15 protein-coding genes and 1 tRNA gene are annotated in these 16,003 nt (G+C 65.7%); 8 read left to right on the forward strand and 8 right to left on the reverse strand.

Annotated features, from left to right (window positions below):
• Nucleotides 1-85: 85 nt before the first annotated feature.
• Nucleotides 86-493 (reverse strand): hypothetical protein, encoded by a 408-nt coding sequence (locus ABE543_RS09780; RefSeq protein ID WP_262100301.1) that lies wholly within the window; start codon nucleotides 491-493, stop codon nucleotides 86-88.
• A 517-nt stretch (nucleotides 494-1,010) separates the two neighbouring features.
• On the opposite strand from ABE543_RS09780, the gene ABE543_RS09785 reads away from it, so the two are divergent.
• The 3 genes from ABE543_RS09785 to ABE543_RS09795 all read left to right on the forward strand — a co-directional run bounded on the left by ABE543_RS09785 (nucleotide 1,011) and on the right by ABE543_RS09795 (nucleotide 4,191).
• Nucleotides 1,011-2,201 carry a PAAR domain-containing protein gene (locus ABE543_RS09785; protein WP_346475629.1) on the forward strand — a complete coding sequence of 397 codons (1,191 nt, stop codon included), beginning with the start codon at nucleotides 1,011-1,013 and terminating at the stop codon, nucleotides 2,199-2,201.
• The gene (locus tag ABE543_RS09790) at nucleotides 2,198-2,713 is read left to right on the forward strand and encodes a hypothetical protein (RefSeq protein WP_346475630.1); all 516 of its coding nucleotides are present in this window, start codon (nucleotides 2,198-2,200) and stop codon (nucleotides 2,711-2,713) included. The genes ABE543_RS09785 and ABE543_RS09790 overlap by 4 nt, the downstream gene beginning before the upstream one ends.
• A gap of 617 nt (nucleotides 2,714-3,330) precedes the next feature.
• On the forward strand, nucleotides 3,331-4,191 hold the full coding sequence (locus ABE543_RS09795) for a DUF3800 domain-containing protein (RefSeq protein WP_346475631.1): 861 nt from the start codon (nucleotides 3,331-3,333) through the stop codon (nucleotides 4,189-4,191).
• A gap of 151 nt (nucleotides 4,192-4,342) precedes the next feature.
• Here ABE543_RS09795 and ABE543_RS09800 read toward each other — a convergent pair.
• Nucleotides 4,343-4,432: transfer RNA gene (locus tag ABE543_RS09800), tRNA-Ser, on the reverse strand.
• A gap of 158 nt (nucleotides 4,433-4,590) precedes the next feature.
• Between ABE543_RS09800 and ABE543_RS09805 the strand changes: the two genes are divergently transcribed.
• Entirely contained in the window at nucleotides 4,591-5,937 is a 1,347-nt protein-coding gene (locus ABE543_RS09805) for a hypothetical protein (protein WP_346475632.1), read from the forward strand.
• A 67-nt stretch (nucleotides 5,938-6,004) separates the two neighbouring features.
• On the opposite strand, the gene ABE543_RS09810 is transcribed toward ABE543_RS09805, so the two are convergent.
• Nucleotides 6,005-6,997 carry a LysR family transcriptional regulator gene (locus tag ABE543_RS09810; protein ID WP_053520355.1) on the reverse strand — a complete coding sequence of 331 codons (993 nt, stop codon included), beginning with the start codon at nucleotides 6,995-6,997 and terminating at the stop codon, nucleotides 6,005-6,007.
• Between the two features lie 124 nt (nucleotides 6,998-7,121).
• On the opposite strand from ABE543_RS09810, the gene ABE543_RS09815 reads away from it, so the two are divergent.
• Together ABE543_RS09815 and ABE543_RS09820 are read left to right on the forward strand one after the other, a co-directional pair.
• The gene (locus tag ABE543_RS09815; protein WP_065176020.1) at nucleotides 7,122-7,709 is read left to right on the forward strand and encodes an NAD(P)H-dependent oxidoreductase; all 588 of its coding nucleotides are present in this window, start codon (nucleotides 7,122-7,124) and stop codon (nucleotides 7,707-7,709) included.
• Between the two features lie 168 nt (nucleotides 7,710-7,877).
• Entirely contained in the window at nucleotides 7,878-8,228 is a 351-nt protein-coding gene (locus tag ABE543_RS09820; protein ID WP_111186121.1) for a ligand-binding protein SH3, read from the forward strand.
• 103 nt (nucleotides 8,229-8,331) lie between these two features.
• On the opposite strand, the gene serS is transcribed toward ABE543_RS09820, so the two are convergent.
• Nucleotides 8,332-9,612 carry a serine--tRNA ligase gene (gene serS, locus ABE543_RS09825; RefSeq protein WP_346475633.1) on the reverse strand — a complete coding sequence of 427 codons (1,281 nt, stop codon included), beginning with the start codon at nucleotides 9,610-9,612 and terminating at the stop codon, nucleotides 8,332-8,334.
• A 113-nt stretch (nucleotides 9,613-9,725) separates the two neighbouring features.
• Between serS and ABE543_RS09830 the strand changes: the two genes are divergently transcribed.
• Entirely contained in the window at nucleotides 9,726-10,364 is a 639-nt protein-coding gene (locus ABE543_RS09830; RefSeq protein WP_180876858.1) for an energy transducer TonB, read from the forward strand.
• A gap of 119 nt (nucleotides 10,365-10,483) precedes the next feature.
• Nucleotides 10,484-11,053 carry an energy transducer TonB gene (locus ABE543_RS09835; RefSeq protein ID WP_111186123.1) on the forward strand — a complete coding sequence of 190 codons (570 nt, stop codon included), beginning with the start codon at nucleotides 10,484-10,486 and terminating at the stop codon, nucleotides 11,051-11,053.
• A gap of 160 nt (nucleotides 11,054-11,213) precedes the next feature.
• Here the strand turns inward: ABE543_RS09835 and aroA are convergent, their stop codons facing one another.
• The 4 genes from aroA to ABE543_RS09855 all read right to left on the reverse strand — a co-directional run bounded on the left by aroA (nucleotide 11,214) and on the right by ABE543_RS09855 (nucleotide 15,905).
• A complete protein-coding gene (gene aroA, locus ABE543_RS09840; protein WP_346475634.1) occupies nucleotides 11,214-12,530 on the reverse strand; it encodes a 3-phosphoshikimate 1-carboxyvinyltransferase in 1,317 nt (438 codons plus the stop codon).
• Nucleotides 12,531-12,605: 75 nt separating this feature from the next.
• A complete protein-coding gene (pheA, locus tag ABE543_RS09845; RefSeq protein ID WP_053515513.1) occupies nucleotides 12,606-13,802 on the reverse strand; it encodes a prephenate dehydratase in 1,197 nt (398 codons plus the stop codon).
• Between the two features lie 51 nt (nucleotides 13,803-13,853).
• Nucleotides 13,854-14,939 (reverse strand): 3-phosphoserine/phosphohydroxythreonine transaminase, encoded by a 1,086-nt coding sequence (gene serC, locus ABE543_RS09850; protein WP_346475635.1) that lies wholly within the window; start codon nucleotides 14,937-14,939, stop codon nucleotides 13,854-13,856.
• Nucleotides 14,940-15,101: 162 nt separating this feature from the next.
• Nucleotides 15,102-15,905 (reverse strand): FHA domain-containing protein, encoded by an 804-nt coding sequence (locus ABE543_RS09855; protein ID WP_074899240.1) that lies wholly within the window; start codon nucleotides 15,903-15,905, stop codon nucleotides 15,102-15,104.
• Nucleotides 15,906-16,003: the final 98 nt, after the last annotated feature.

The raw sequence follows: 16,003 nt of genomic DNA on the forward strand, positions 1-16,003 counted from the left end.
TGCAGGTTCCTGTTCGGGGTGCGCAGCGACCTTAGCAATGGCGGACGGCGGAAATGCAAACGAGGCGTGAGGGACAACAGGCGGCTCAGGGAACGAGGCAGCGCTCGATCTGCAGCGACAGCGCATGGCAGGCATCGAACATGCCATGGACCAGCGCCGCCGAGGGATAACAGTCGGGATCGTCGTTTTCCCGGGCCACGTGGGATGCCTGCAGCACTGCCGTCAGCGCGGTGATACCGGATGCGCATCGGGTCGCCAGGGCCAGATCGAACGCACGCCCCGGGCTGAGGCGGGTTTCGGTCCAGGGCTGGCCATCCGCGCGCAGGTTCCTGCCATGGCCCAGCAGATGGGTGAAGAACGCGGACGGTGGCGAGGACGCGGCGGCATCGCTGAGGGCGTCTTCCATCTTTTCAGCAAGGGCGTCGGGAAGATCACGCAGCGCATCGCCGAGCAGGGCGTGCAGGCGGGGATAGTCGGGGCGCAGATCAGGCATGGCGGCAACCTCACAGGTGGGCCACCCGCAAAGGCAAGGTGGCGGACGGTGCGGGTTGGCGTGCCGGATACATGCCGCAGGAAGCCGGCGGATCAGTGATCCCCACGCACCATCCGCCGTGAACTGGCAGAGTGATGCATTGTCGCGATTGCAATTTTCACCGCAACCGCGACGCCGCGCGTCATGTAAGTTCGGGACGCCAATCCCGGCCAGGGCGGGTGCCTTGGCGCGACCATCGTTTGCCCTGCGCGGCCTCTGGAAAAGAGGCAGATGCGGCATTTGGCGCAGCACGCGACAGAGCGCCGCGAGCGAAACATCAACTTGTGACCGCCTTCACTCGACGCCGCTGACCGAGGCACGCCTGCGTTGATCCAGAACCCGCAGCACCACGGCGGGTCGCGACACAGTGCGGCCTGCCATCCGCCTCGCCGCCTATTCAGCCAACCCGACCTGAACCGGCGCATCATGGAGCCCTGGTCTGCAATGGAAGCGAACCATGGGACGGAACTGGATTGTGATGGGGGACCCGACCTCCAGCGGCGGACGGGTCATCACGGCCTCAAGTGAAACCGACATCGACGGCATCGGCGTCGCGCGGGTCAGCGACAAGGCGACCTGCCCTACCCTGCATAAAGGCGTCTTTCCAATTGTTGAAGGCGATGCCACCTTGATGGTGGACGGCCAGCCGGTGGCGTTGCACGGCAGCGCGCTGGCCTGCGGCTGCCGGGTGTTGTCCAGCCAGCAGGCCGTGGTGCATGTCACGGGGGGCGGAGGGGGTGGTGGCGGCGGCGGGGCCGCAGGCGGTGCTGGCAAGGCGGCCGCGGTCGCCAGCACGGCCGCACAGCTGGCGCGCGCACTGCCCACCGCGTTCGATCAGGCCATCCGTTTTCTCGGCCTGCAGGGCGCACCGTTGGCCGAGGTGCCGTACACGCTGCATCTGGCCGATGGGCAGACCCTTTCCGGCACCACCAATGCGCAGGGCGAGACGGCGCGGGTATCGACCGCGCAGAGCCAGGCCATCGTGCGTGCCGAACTGCGCCCGCCGACACAGCCGACCGGCTGCTGTGCGCGCACGGCACCGGCCAGCACCGACGAAGCGGAAGTGTTCGATGTGGACGGTGTAGTGACCACCTCCGAGGGCATGGGCACCTCCGTGGTACCGGTAAGCGCGCCTGGCCACGAACGCGCCATGACCGCCGGCGAGATCGAGATGGCACGCCTGGTGTTCGGCGATGCAGTCGACTACAGCACCGTGAAAGTCCATAACCACGGCTACTGGATGTTCTTCGGCTTCCAGGACAAGGACACCGCCGTGACGCCCAACGGGCAGATGTATTTCCCGAAGGGTATCTATCGGGAGGATTACTCGCTGGATACCGTGAGATTCCAGGCGTTCTTCATCCATGAGATGGCCCACGTCTGGCAGTATCAGCTTGGCTACAACGTCAAGCTGGTGCGGGCACCCCGGCCGAACATGAGCTACGACTACGTGCTTGACGAGACGCGGCTGCTGCATGACTACAACATGGAGGCCCAGGGTGACATTCTGGCGGACTACTTCCTCGTCACGTTCCGTGGCTCACAGTCGAGCATGAACAACACGCGTTATCGCGCGACGGCTGGCATCGGCGCACAACTCGAGCGCGCGCTCTCCCAGTTCCTGGCCGACCGCAGCAGCAAGGACAACCTCCCGAGGACGACCCGATGATGCGACTACAACTGCCGGTGGCTCTGCTGGGGCTGCTCCTGCCGATGATGGCCAGCTGCTCCTCGCCAGCCGGTCGCTACCAGCAGGCGACGATACAGAGCCGTGAGGGTGTGCCCTGCTTCGGCGTGCCCGATACCCATGAAACGCGCGTCAACGCCCCCCTTGTCACTGGCGTGTCCGTGATGGAAGTGGGCACCGGCGGCACCCCGCTATGGGAACATGATTTTCTGCGCGAGGGCACAACCGAACCTGCGCTGCCCCCCAGCCAGTGCCTCACCTACGGCGAGGGCGCGGCATCCGCCCCCGCGCTGCGGCCGGGCAAGCGCTACCAGGTGGAGATATGGGGGCGCACACCTGGCACGCCGGGCAAGAAGAATGAAGCACAGGCGCGTGTGTTCAGTGCCTGCTTCCACATGGTGGACGTGGCCGGCAAAAGCATGAAATCCGTCATATCGGACTGCGCGACTGCACTCTCGTCCGGACCGCCACCCGTACGCGAAGACGGCACGTAGCAGATGCCACTTCGAGGTGACCCGTTGATGCGACAGACGGTGGCCCTGGTGATCCTGCTGTTGCCAATGATGGCCACGGGTTCACAGCCCCATGGGACCTATCAGCGCGCCACGATCCAGGCACACGATGGCGTACCGTGTTTTGGCGTGCCTGACACGCGTGAGACACGTGCTGCCCCGCCGATTATCGCGGGCGTGACAGTGACGGAAGTGGGCAAGGGACATCCGCCTGTCTGGCAGCGCATCTTTCTTCGCGAAGGGTCTACCGAGCCTGCGCTGGGTCCTGGTCAGTGTCTGCCGTACGGTCAGGAGGGAGAGCCTGCACTCGGCACAGCTTTGCGTGCGGGAAAGCACTATAGGGTGGTTGTTTCCGGCTACACCCCAGGCACCTCCGGCACCACGAATGGTGCGGAGAAGCGTGTGTTCAGCGCCTGCTTCCACATGGTGGAAGCCGCTGATGCCGAGAGACCTGTCGAATCGGACTGCTCAACTGCGGCTTCTGCCGGCATGCCCTTGGGAAGGCGCAGAGTTCAATCCGAAACCCACGACAAACACCCTCGTTGAACTAATCTTGATCAACCCAACCATGTAAATGCAATCGCGGGAAGGAGCAAGGGATGCACTTCTTCTACTTGGACGAGTCGGGCGATACCGGCGCGAACTTGGCGGACGCCCAGCAACCAGTATTTGTGCTTGGAGGGGTCAACCTGCGCGATGAAGGGTGGAACACAACCTACGCCGCTTTGTCCGACCTCCTCAACGACTATTTCGGCGGTGCACCTCCAGCTGCCTTCGAGCTACATGGGTGCGAGTTGCTTTCGCCCAATGGTGAAGGTCCCTTTGCGGGCCACCTGATTGAGCGGCGCTTGCAACTTGTACGAGATTTTCCCAGCGTAATCGAGTCGCGGAAGCATCACGTCCACTACATTGCCATAGACAAGTCGAAACTTGCAGCCGCCCTCGCGATCAATGTCGCCGCCCTTCCCACCCACGCAAGCACGCCCTATACCCTCGCGTACGACTACATGATTACCGAGATCGACCATAGGGTTTCAGAAGGTCTGGGCCGCACAGCGAGGGGGATGCTGATTATCGACAAGAAGGATGAGCACACTCATGCCATTGCGGAAATAACCCAACGACGCCGCTTCGGGAGTCCAGTGGCGTGCAGAACAAAGTGGATTGCCGAGTTCAGCTATCCCCTCGACTCGACACGCAATCTCCTCGTCCAGCTGTCGGACCTAGTCATCCTCTGCCTCCGGCGCTTCTTTGAGATTGAGGGCGGGTACAAGCCGGACACCCCGGCGGTCGTACGACAGTTCTATGCCGAGTGCTTTCGTCGGCTTTACCAAAGAACGCCAATTAAAAAGTTGGCTCTACATAAGGGCGCGGCGAATGCGACTCTCAACGCCCTGCTCGACGGCACGTGCTGCCGCCCAGCTCGCAACGTCGCCAAGAGGTACGGAATCCCCGCCTAACTCACGGTCGGCCTGGAGTGCCAGCTCCATGCCCCCAGCCGCCTAGCAGCCCGACCGAACCTATCCATCAGTCGATAGACGAAAACTCATTGAAGTCATCCAGCCAGTTTGGCGGGATGCTTGATGGCAAGCATGAACTTGCATAAATGATTGGCGGAGAGAGTGGGATTCGAACCCACGGAAGGTTTAACCCTTCGCCGGTTTTCAAGACCGGTGCCTTAAACCGCTCGGCCATCTCTCCGTATCGGCCCGGCACTGCTGGCCGGGAACGCATTCTCGCACGGCCGGAGGAAATGCCCAAGGCCCCCGCCACGGCTGGACCTCCAAGTCGCAACAATGTTCATAGCTAGCACTGTCCTAGACCACTAGCCTGCTCATTTCCGCTCGGCAATGGCCCACATGAACTCTCTCGACCTCCTCTCCATCCGGCCTGGCATGCCCGCCAGCGCGCTGGCCAAGCTACTGGGACATCGCTGGCGCGAACCGGATGAACAGGGCCGTCTGACCTGCCTGACAAAGGATGTGTTCGCCCGACTGGATGAGGAGCGTGCCGTTGGATATGTCCTGTTCTCCTGTTCGATGCCAAGGACGCTCCTGATTGAAGGATTGCGCACGGGCATGTTCATCAGCGATGCTCTGGCCGCCAACCCTCGCCTGACAGCACTTCCGGAAGATCCTGATACGACAGAGGCCGGGTGGACGCGCTATGGCTTCATCTCGGACGGTGGGATGAAGGTCACCGCGAACGTGAGCACACAGGACAACACGGTCAGGAGCGTGCGCCTCGACAATCCTTGTGCCGTCTACTGTGAGCCAGCCCTACCCGTCTTCGATCCGACGCTGACCAATGCCTTCGACCTGGAGCTGGGTCCGCAACGGATACTCCCCAGGGTCGACCGGGGCGACGAATGGAGCGGCGGTTGGACCCTCGGCCTGCCACCGGGCATCTCCTCCGCGCAATGGCCGCTCAGTGCAAGCAACGGGCAGCCACTGCGACACGCCTTCACCCTGCACCTGCCCCCGGAGTACCGAGTCAAGGGAGAGCAATGGGTTGCCCTGTGCATGTTTGTCGACGATCAGCAGGAGGAGCTGTCGCACGTGGAGGAGATCGCTGCGTTCTTTGACAGTCCGCTTGCAATGACACCGCCCGATGACAGCAACCTGCTTCCCTTCTGGCATTACCGCCATGCCAAGCATCCCCACAGCCGCACCATGGAGGACATCCTCGGCACACAGTACTGTGCGATCTGGCTCACACAGCAGGAATTTGAAGGCGAACTGAGCTTGCCCCCCAAGTCGCTCTCGACCCTGCTGGAAGACCCGCCCGGTTGGATAGAGAAGGACTACGCCAGCTACTTCCGCGACAGCTGGCTGTGCACCAGAAGCGGGGACGACCCTATTCCTGGCGCGGGAGTTGGCGGTGCTGCCAATCCGTCAGTCGCGTTGCCGATCAACGCGGTCATCCGCGCTGATGATCCCAATGTGGGCAGATCGCCCCGTGAATGGGAAAGCGAATGCGCCATCAGTGGATACATCGAGGCATTCAGCGATCTCGGACAAGAACTGAATCTGAGTCGCTGGGATTCCGTTGCCCACCTCGGTGGAACAATGCTGCCCCAGCAGGGCTACCCTGAGTTCGGCCCCTATTACCTCGAGTTCGAGGAAGGCTTCGGTGGCTTCAACTTTGGCGGCGGCAACGCCCAGCTCGATCTTGAACAGATGAAGATCGATTGGGCTTGCGGATGACAGCTACGCATTGAAACAAGAAGCCCCCGGACATGGCCGGGGCTTCTATTCTCTATTCGCGCGCGGCTCAGCCCGCATCCACCGCCAGCGCACCCAGCGCGCTGGCCTTGATGCGCTCCTTGGCCTTCTCGCAGGCGCCATCGCAATGCAGGCGCGAGGCCTCCAGCTGCGGCGGCAGGTGCTCGGCCAGGAAATCGATGAACACGCGCACCGCCGGCAGCAGGCCGCGACGCGAGGCAAACACGGCGTGGCACACGCCCTGTGGCAGCGACCAGTCCGGCAGCACCACTTCCAGTTCGCCATTGCGCACGGCATCGGCGCACACGGTCTCCGGCAGCATGGTGATGCCGAAGCCGTCCTTCACCATGCTCTGCAGCAGCGGGAAATCGAAGCCGGCCACGCGCGGCTGCAGGTCCACCCGGCGCACCTCGCCTTCCGGGCCATGCAGTTCCCAACGCTGGCGCGCCTCGTCCTCGCTGATGCTGAGGGTGACGTGCTGGGTCAGCTCTTCCGGCTCCTTCGGGCGGCCGGCGCGGTCCAGGTACTTCGGGCTGGCCACCAGCAGTTCCTGCACCTGGCCGAAGCTGCGCATCACCAGGCTGCCATCGTCGTCCAGGCGCGAGCGCACGCGCAGGGCCACGTCGTAGCCTTCGTTGATGATGTCCACGCGGCGGTTGCTGATGTTCAGCTGCAGCCGCACCTTCGGGTACTGCTCCAGGAACTTGGGCAGCAGCTTGGGCAGCTGCATCTGCGCCAACGACACCGGCACGCTGGCGCGGACCACGCCGCGCGGCTCCGCACTGAGGCGGTCCACCACTTCGCGTGCGGCCTGTGCTTCGGCCAGCATGGTCTGCGCGTGACGGTGCACGCTGGTGCCGACGTCGGTGACCGCGAAGCGGCGCGTGGAGCGCTGCAGCAGCCGCACGCCCAGGTCGGTCTCCAGCTGGCTGATGCGGCGGCTCAGGCGCGATTTGGGGATGCCCAGGGCGCGCTCGGCCGCGGCGAACCCGCCGTGGTCGACCACCATCGCGAAGTAGTACAGATCATTCAGGTCATGCATACCCGAGTTCCATATCTAGAACAATACGTGGCATTCAACCACCTTTATTCCGCCTTTGCAACAACCTATCCTTCTCTCCGTCGGCGGCAAACCCGCCCTTCCTTCCAGAACATAGGTGACTGCCATGAAGCTTCTGCATCTCGACGCCAGCGTGCTTGGCGACAATTCCGTCTCCCGCCAGCTGTCGGCGGCGGTGGTGGCCCGGTTCAAGGACCAGATCGACGGCCTGCAGGTCGATTATCGCGATCTTGACGCCAATCCGGTACCGCATCTGCGCAGCAGCTCGCTGGCCAAGACCGATGCGGCCGAGGCGACCGACGCTGAACAGGTGATGCAGCAGTTCCTCGATGCCGACGTGGTGGTGATCGGCGCGCCGATGTACAACTTCAGCATCCCGTCCACCCTGAAGGCCTGGATCGACCGCGTGGCCGTGGCCGGCCGCACCTTCAAGTACACCGAGAATGGCCCGGTGGGTCTGGCCGGTGGCAAGCGGGTGATCATCGCCAGCAGCCGTGGCGGCATCTACACCGATTCGCCGGCCGACTTCCAGGAGCCGTTCCTGCGCCAGGTGTTCGCCTTCATGGGCATCAATGAGGTCGAGTTCGTGCGTGCCGAGGGCATCGCCTACTCGCCGCAGCACCGCGAAGACGCCATTGCCGGTGCACTGGCTGCACTGCCCTCGCATGAGGCGGCGGAAGCGGCAACGGCGTAACGCGTTCCAGCGTTCAGCGCCCCTCTCTCCTCGTCTGGGCGTTGAACGCGGGCCGGGATTCCCCTCCCCCCTCCCGGCCCACCCCGACGGCCCCGCAATGCGGGGCCGTTTTTTGTGGCCCGGTTCCCGCCCGCCGGGCATGGCCCGGCGGAGACGGTACAGTGGGCCATGAACTACATCGTGACGACCACGCACCGCAGCGAATTCCCACACCCGATCACCCTGCTCCGCGGCCAGGCGCTGGCGGTAGGCGAGCGCTATGAAGGCCCGGAGGGCTGGGAGGACTGGTTCCTGTGCCAGGCCGAGGGGCAGCAGCCCGGATTCGTGCCGGCACCGGTGATCGGTCGCGATGCGCAGGGCGACGCGTTTGCCACCGCGGATTACTGCGCGCGGGAGCTGGATGTCGATCCCGGGCAGCTGCTGCGCGGGGTGCGCACACTGAATGGTTGGGCGTGGTGCATGCCCGAGGCGGGCGAGGCGGGATGGGTGCCGTTGGAGAAGGTGCGGGTTGTAGAGTGATCGCGGGGCTCATCCACGCAGGGCGTGGATGTAGCCGCATTGCAGATCCACGCCATGCGTGGATTCGGTGCCATGCAAGCATGGCACCCACCTGAGCCGGTTGTCAGGCGATGGTTTCCAGGCCACCCATGTACGGGCGCAGCGCTTCCGGCACGGTGATGCTGCCGTCGGCGTTCTGGTAGTTCTCCATCACCGCGATCATCGCGCGGCCGACCGCCACGCCCGAGCCGTTCAGGGTGTGCACCAGCTCGGGCTTGCCGGTGGCCGGGTTGCGCCAGCGCGCCTGCATGCGGCGGGCCTGGAAGTCACCACAGTTCGAGCACGAGGAGATCTCGCGGTAGGTCTCCTGCGACGGCAGCCAGACTTCCAGATCGTAGGTTTTCACCGCCGCGAAGCCCATGTCGCCGGTGCACAGCAGCACCTTGCGGTACGGCAGGCCCAGCTTTTCCAGCACGACTTCCGCACAGCGGGTCATGCGCTGGTGCTCGGCCTCGCTGTCTTCCGGCTGGCAGATCGAGACCAGCTCGACCTTCTCGAACTGATGCTGGCGGATCATGCCGCGCACGTCGCGGCCGCCGCTGCCCGCCTCGGCACGGAAGCACATCGAATGCGCGGTCATGCGCAGCGGCAGGCGCTCGGCGTCGATGATCTCGTCGCGCACGATGTTGGTCAGCGGCACTTCCGAGGTGGGGATCAGGTAGCGCGTGGACTCGCCGACGGCCGTCTTGAACAGGTCATCCTCGAACTTCGGCAGCTGGCTGGTGCCGCGCAGCGATTCGGCGTTGACCAGCAGCGGTACGTTGGTTTCCTCGTAGCCGTGTTCGCCCGTGTGCAGATCGACCATGAACTGGGCCAGCGCACGGTGCAGGCGCGCGATCGGGCCGCGCAGCACGGTGAAGCGCGAACCGGACAGCTTGGCGGCGGTTTCGCCATCCAGCCAGCCGTTGCGGGCGCCCAGTTCGACGTGGTCCAGCACCTTGAAATCGAACTGGCGCGGGGTACCCCAGCGCGCCTGCTCGACGTTGTCGTTCTCGTCGGCACCGGCCGGTACGTCGTCGGCCGGAAGGTTCGGAATACCCAGCGAGATTGCTTCGATCTTCTCGCGCAGCTCGTCCAGCGCCACTTCCGAGGCCTTCAGTTCGTCGGCGAAGGCGGCGACCTCGGCCATGATGGCCGAGACGTCCTCGCCCTTGGCCTTGGCCTGGCCGATGGCCTTGGAGCGGCTGTTGCGCAGGCTCTGCAGCTCCTGGGTCCGCACCTGGATGCGCTTGCGATCGGCCTCCAGGGACTCCAGGGCAGACACGTCGAGCTCGAAGCCGCGGCTGGTGCGCAGGCGTTCGGCGAGGTCGGCGGGCTGGTGGCGGAGCAGGGCTGGATCAAGCATGGCAGGTGTCGTGGTGGGTGTCAGGACCGGGATTATCGCCTGTTATGCGGATTTCTGCCGCCCGGTTCATTCGGGCCGTGGCAGAATCGGGCTATTCCGTACTGGTCCGGTCCATGTCTGCACCCCGCTCGTCGTCTGCCAAGTCGTTCACTGTGCATATTCCGCGCAACGCCCTGAAGATCGCCGGCATCGCTTTCGGCGTGGGAGTGCTGCTGTTCGTGGTGGTCTGGCTGACCGGCCGCGACAAGGAATTCTTCCGCGCCGACCCTGCGGCACAGACGCCGCAGGAAACCGCCCAGGTGGAGCCTCTGCCGGAACCCCTGCCGGCGGCAGCCGGGTCCAGCGACATGCCCGACGCCAAGCCGGCGCCGGCACCGGAAGACGCCCCGAAGCTGGTGGAAACCGCTCCGCCCCCGCCGCCTGCAATGGCTGAACCGGCACCCGCTGCGCCCGGCACCGTGCCGGCCGCCGGTGGCGGCAGCCAGCCCATGCCGATCGCGGGCCAATCGCCGCCGCCGGCCTATCCAGCCGCCGCACTGCGTGCCGGCGAAACCGGCAGTGTGGTGGTGCGGGTAGAGGTGGACGCTACGGGCTATCCGAACAACGTCACCGTCATCCAGCGCAGCGGCTCGCGTGACCTGGACCGCGCAGCGACCGACGCGGTGCGCCGCTGGCGCTTCACCCCGGCGCAGAGCAACGGGCAGGCGGTGCCGGGCACCATTGAAGTGCCGTTCGACTTCAAGACGCAGTAACTGAACGCATACCGGAAGGCAAACTGAACCCTCCCGGTTGCGTTGACGCAACACTGACACTTTTCTTCGTGGCCTCGGGCAACACTCGGCACGTCGTCAACCGACGTAAGGAGTTTGCGATGACTGTCACCACCCATGAAGACCTTCATTCGCCGCAGATGCAGCAGGACGGTACGCCGCGCCGGGCCACATCGCCTTGGCTGTGGGTCGCGCTGATCGTGGCGATGTTCGCGGCCGCGCTGCTCTGGCTGCGCTATTCCGGACCGGATGAGGTGGCGCCTGCACCGGTCGGCGAGCGCATGCTGCCAGCCACCGAACAGACGCCTGTTGCCGAAACGGCACCGCCTGCCGCACGACAGGCCACGCCGGCCACGAGCGAGCGCAAGGCAGTGCCGCCGGTGCGCAACCGCGAGGCGCGCCCGCTCGCCAGCAACAGCAAGCCGGACTATCCGGCAGCTGCGCTTCGTAACGGTGTGCAGGGCAGCGTGATCGCCAGCCTTGATGTGGATACCCGCGGCAACGTCACCAATGCCGCGATCGTGTCGCGCAGTGGCGAACGCAGCCGTGACCTGGATCGTGCGGTCCTGCGCACGGTGCAGAACTGGAAGTTCCAGCCGGCCATGCAGGATGGCCGTGCTGTGGCCAGTGTGGTGCGGGTCCCGGTGGATTTCCGTACCGAGCAGCGTTGATCGCGGACGAGGGGTTCGTGATGTTCGACGGAGGCTTCGGCCTCCGTCATTTTATGCGGAAAAGCGTGCCAACCAAGGTTGGCACCTACCGCGCAATGCGATCCGCCGGGCATGGCCCGGCGCTACCGATTCGGCGGGCCTGGCCAGGCATGGCCCGGCGCTACCGATGATCTGAGAGGTTGAATCCGGCGCTGCGTGCCAGGCCGTCGAAGTCGGGAAACGAGGTGGCCACGTTGGCGATGTCGTTGATCCGTACTTCGCCGTCGCTGATCTGGCCGGCAATGGCAAAGGCCATGGCGATGCGATGGTCGCCGTGGCTTTCGATGGTGCCGCTGCCCAGACGCGTGCCGCCATGCAGGGTCGCGCCGTCTTCGGTTTCATCCACCTGCATGCCCAGCGCGCGCAGGCCGGTGGCCATCGCTGCCAGGCGATCCGATTCCTTCACCCGCAGCTCTGCTGCGCCGCTCACCACGGTCTTGCCTTCGGCGGCGGCGGCGGCGACGAACAGGGCCGGGAATTCATCGATCATGTCCGGCACCAGCGCTTCGGGAATGCGCGCGCCCTTCAGCGGCGCGTAGCGCACCACCAGGTCAGCGACCGGCTCGCCGCCCTGCTCCGCTGGATTTTCTTCGGTGATGTCCGCCCCCATCAGCCGCAGTGCATGCAGCAGGCCGGTGCGACGCGGGTTCAGGCCAACCTGCTTCAGGCGCAGCTCGGAGCCGGGAATGATGCTGGCGGCCACCAGGAAGAACGCTGCCGAGGAAAAATCGGCAGGCACCGCGATGTTGGTGGCACGCAGGCGCTGGCCACCGTGCAGGCGCGCCTTGCCCGGCGAGAACTCGATCTGCACGCCGAACGCGGACAGCATGCGCTCGGTGTAGTCGCGGGTGGGGTGCGGTTCGACGACGCTGGTTTCGCCCTGTGCGTACAGGCCTGCCAGCAGCACGGCCGACTTGATCTGCGCGCTGGCCACCGGCGAGGTGAACGCGATGCCGTGCAGTGCCTGGCCACCCTGCACGTGCAGCGGCGGCGTGCCATCGTCCTGGGTATCGATCTTCGCGCCCATCTGCGACAGCGGGCCGGTGACACGGCGCATCGGCCGGCCGGACAGCGATTCGTCGCCGATCAGGGTGCAGTCGAACGACTGCCCGGCCAGCAGGCCCGCCAGCAGGCGCATGCCGGTGCCGGCGTTGCCGCAGTCCAGCGCTGCGCTGGGCGCCTGCAGGCCATCGATGCCGACGCCGTGGACGATGCGCTGCGACGGGCTGGGGGTTTCGATGCGCACGCCCAGCTGGCTGAAGATGCGCGCGGTGGCGCGGGTGTCTTCGCCTTCCAGGAAACCCTCGATGTGAGAGGTGCCGTCAGCCAGCGCGGCGAACATCACCGAACGGTGTGAAACCGACTTGTCGCCGGGAATGGTGAGGCTGCCCTGCAGCGGCTGGCCCTTGCGGGCGATCCAGTGTTGCGCGTTGCTCATCGTTCGATCATTCCGTAGACGCCGGCGGGCCGGCGGTGCATCAAGGGGCGGTGGCCGCGGCCACCGCGGCAGGCATCAGGGCACGGCCACCGGATAGGAGCCGAGGACCTTGATCTGCGCCGAGTGTGCTTCCAGTTCGGCCAGCGCGGCCTGCATCGGCGCGTCGTCGATGTGGCCGGCCAGGTCGATGAAGAAGCCGTACTCCCACTTCCCGTGGTGCGAAGGCCGCGACTCGATGCGGTTCATGCTGATGCCGTGCCGCGCGAACGGACTGAGCACGTCGAACAGCGCACCCGGCTTGTCATGGATGAAGACCAGCACCGAGGTACGGTCATGGCCGGAGGTCGGGAAGATGTTGCGGCCCACCACCAGGAAACGGGTGGTGTTGTCGGCATCGTTCTGGATCGGCTTGGTCACCACCTTCTTCAGGCCGTACACGTGGCCGGCACTTTCGCCACCGATGGCCGCCGCATCGTCGGCGTTGCGCGCGCGGCGTGCGCCTTCGGCGTTGCTGGAGACCGGAATCTTCTCGGCCTTGGGCAGGTTGGCGCGCATCCACGCCGAGGTCTGCATGAACGACTGCGGGTGGCCGTAGACGCGTTCGATGTCCTCGATGCGGCCGCTGCGCGACATCAGGTACTGCTGCACGCGCAGTTCCACTTCGCCGCAGATCTTCAGGTTGGAGGTCAGGAACATGTCCAGGGTGATCTGGATGGTGCCCTGCCCCGAGTTCTCCACCGGCACCACGCCGAAATCGGCGTTGCCCGCTTCCACTTCCTGGAAGACTTCTTCGATGCTGGCCAATGGCAGGCCCAGCGCCGAGCGACCGAAATGCTTGAGCACGGCCTGCTGGCTGAAGGTGCCTTCCGGGCCGAGGTAGCCGATCTTCAATGGCTCCTGCTGGGCCAGGCAGGCCGACATGATCTCGCGATAGACGTGCACCAGCACTTCATCGCTGAGCGGGCCTTCATTGCGGTCCACCACCATGCGCAGCACCTGTGCTTCACGCTCGGGGCGGTAGTAATCGACGGCGGCGGCAAGCTTGCCCTTGGCCTTGCCGACCTGGTGGGCGAACTGCGCGCGCTCGGCGATCAGGCGCTGGATGTCGCGGTCGATCTGGTCGATCTTCGAACGCACGTCGGCCAGTGCCAGCGGCGCCTGGGTGGGTGCCGGCGTCGATGCAGCCCTGGCCTTGGACGTGCCCTTGGACGCAGCGCTGTCCTTGGCCGGTGCAGCCTGCTTCGGCGCCTTCTTGCTGGATTTGCTTGCCATCGGAATTCCCTGTTGCGTGGGCACGCACCGACGGTGCGCGCCGTTCATTGCTCAGCCGTAGCGCTGCTGGAAGTCGGCCATGAAGGCGACCAGCGCCTCCGCACCCGCCAGCGGCATGGCGTTGTACAGCGAAGCACGGATGCCGCCGACCACCTTGTGACCCTTCAGCGCCAGCAGGCCGGCGGCCTTGGCCTCGGCGACGAAACGCGCATCGAGGTCGGCGTTGGGCAGGAAGAACGGGATGTTCATCCGCGAGCGCGCCGCGTGCGCGACTTCATTGCGATAGAAGCCGCCGGACGCATCGATGGCGCCGTACACCAGCGCGGCCTTGGCCGCATTGCGCCGGGCGAACTCGACCACGCCGCCTTCAGCCAGCATCCACTTGAACACCAGCCCCGCCAGGTACCAGTTCCAGGTGGGCGGGGTGTTGAGCATCGAGTCGCGCGCCACGTGCGAGCGGTAGTCGAAGATGTCCGCGCGCGGCTGGCCACTGCGCTCCAGCAGGTCGCGACGGATGATCATCACCGCGATGCCGACCGGGCCCAGGTTCTTCTGCGCGCCCGCGTAGATGACGCCGTAGCGGCGCACATCCAGCGGTTCGCTGGCGATGGACGAACTGAAATCGGCCACCAGCGGCACATCGCCGGTATCGGGCACGTCACGGAACTCGACGCCGTGGATGGTCTCGTTGGCGGTGATGTGCACATAGGCCGCATCGGGCGAAAGCTGCCAGCTGCTGCGCGCGGGCAGCTCGCGGTAGCCCCCGTCCTCGCTGCTGCCAGCGATGTTGACGTCCACATAGGGGCCGGCCTGCTTGACCGCCGTCCTGCCCCAGTGGCCGCTGACCACGTAGTCGGCACGCTGGCCGGGGCTTGCGAAATTCAGCGGGATCAACGCCTGCTGGGTGGTGGCGCCGCCGGACAGGAACAGCACGGCGTAGTCCTCGGGAATGTCGAGCAGGCGGCGCAGGTCCGCCTCGGCCTCGGCGGCGACGGACATGAATTCCGCACCGCGATGGCTCATTTCCACGATCGAGGCGCCGGTACCGTGCCAGTCCAGCATTTCCGCCTGCGCCTGGCGCAGGACCGATTCCGGCAAGGTTGCAGGGCCGGCACTGAAGTTGAACGCGCGCGTCATGTCACACCTGTGGGGCAAGATCCCTAGTATGCCGCAGTGCACCAGCCTTGCGGCCTTGCGCGGCAAGGGAAATTTGGTTTCATCGGAATCCATCGCCCGCGGCACTGCACCGGCAGTCGCCGACCTGGGCCGGCGCCTGCCCGAAGCACGGAGACGACAGGCTCAGCGCGCGCCGAACCAGAGCAGCAGGCTGAGCAGCGCAGCCAGCAGCAGTGCGCTGACCAGCAGCCACGGCCAGCGGCGGACCCGGCGCGGAGGAAGGGGCTCCGCGGGCGCCCGTTCGGCCTCGCGGCTGGACTCATCCTCGGCCGCCAGCGGCCGCCGGCGCGGATCACGCGGCACTTCCAGCACGAAACGGTGCTGGCCATCGAATACCACCTGGTCGCCCGGCTGCAGCCAGCAGTGGCGCACGGCCACGCCGTTGACGCAGGTGCCATCGGCGCTGCCCAGGTCACGCAGCAGGACGCGATCGCCGTGCACTTCCACGCGCGCGTGCTGTTCGGCGAACGCCGGATCGTCGATGGCGATGTCGGCCTCGGTGCCGCGGCCGATCACGCGGGCGCGCGACAAGGTGAAACTGCGGCCATGGTGCAGGCCACCGACGCCCCGCAGCAGGCGCTGCTCGTCGCCGGCATCTTCGCCGTCCGGTGACGGCGCCTGCAGCAGGCTCTCGGCTTCGCCCCGCAGGACCATTTCCACGCCATCGACATACACTGCATCGCCGGCGCGCAGCAGCGCCATGCGCCGTACCGGACGGCCGTTGACATGGATGCCGCGGATGCCGTTGCCGACCTGGAGCCAGAGGCCGCGATCATCCATGCAGAACTGCGCCAGCAGCAACGCGCCGTTGCCTGCTTCGCCCAGCCGCACGCTGCCGTTGGCATGGCGCACGATGCGTTGCACCCCGGGCCGCAGCGGCTGGTCGGGCTGTTGTTGTTGACTGAAGTGAACAAGCAGGTTCTGCACGCGGCGCAGCCTAGCAGGTTGGCCGGCATCGAAGAAGAACCCCGGATGAGCGCTTGGCGCGGACGCGATCGATGCGCACAATGCTCGCCCTCTCTGAT

The organism is Stenotrophomonas sp. TWI169 (assembly GCF_039674705.1).
Lineage (GTDB): Bacteria > Pseudomonadota > Gammaproteobacteria > Xanthomonadales > Xanthomonadaceae > Stenotrophomonas > Stenotrophomonas maltophilia_P.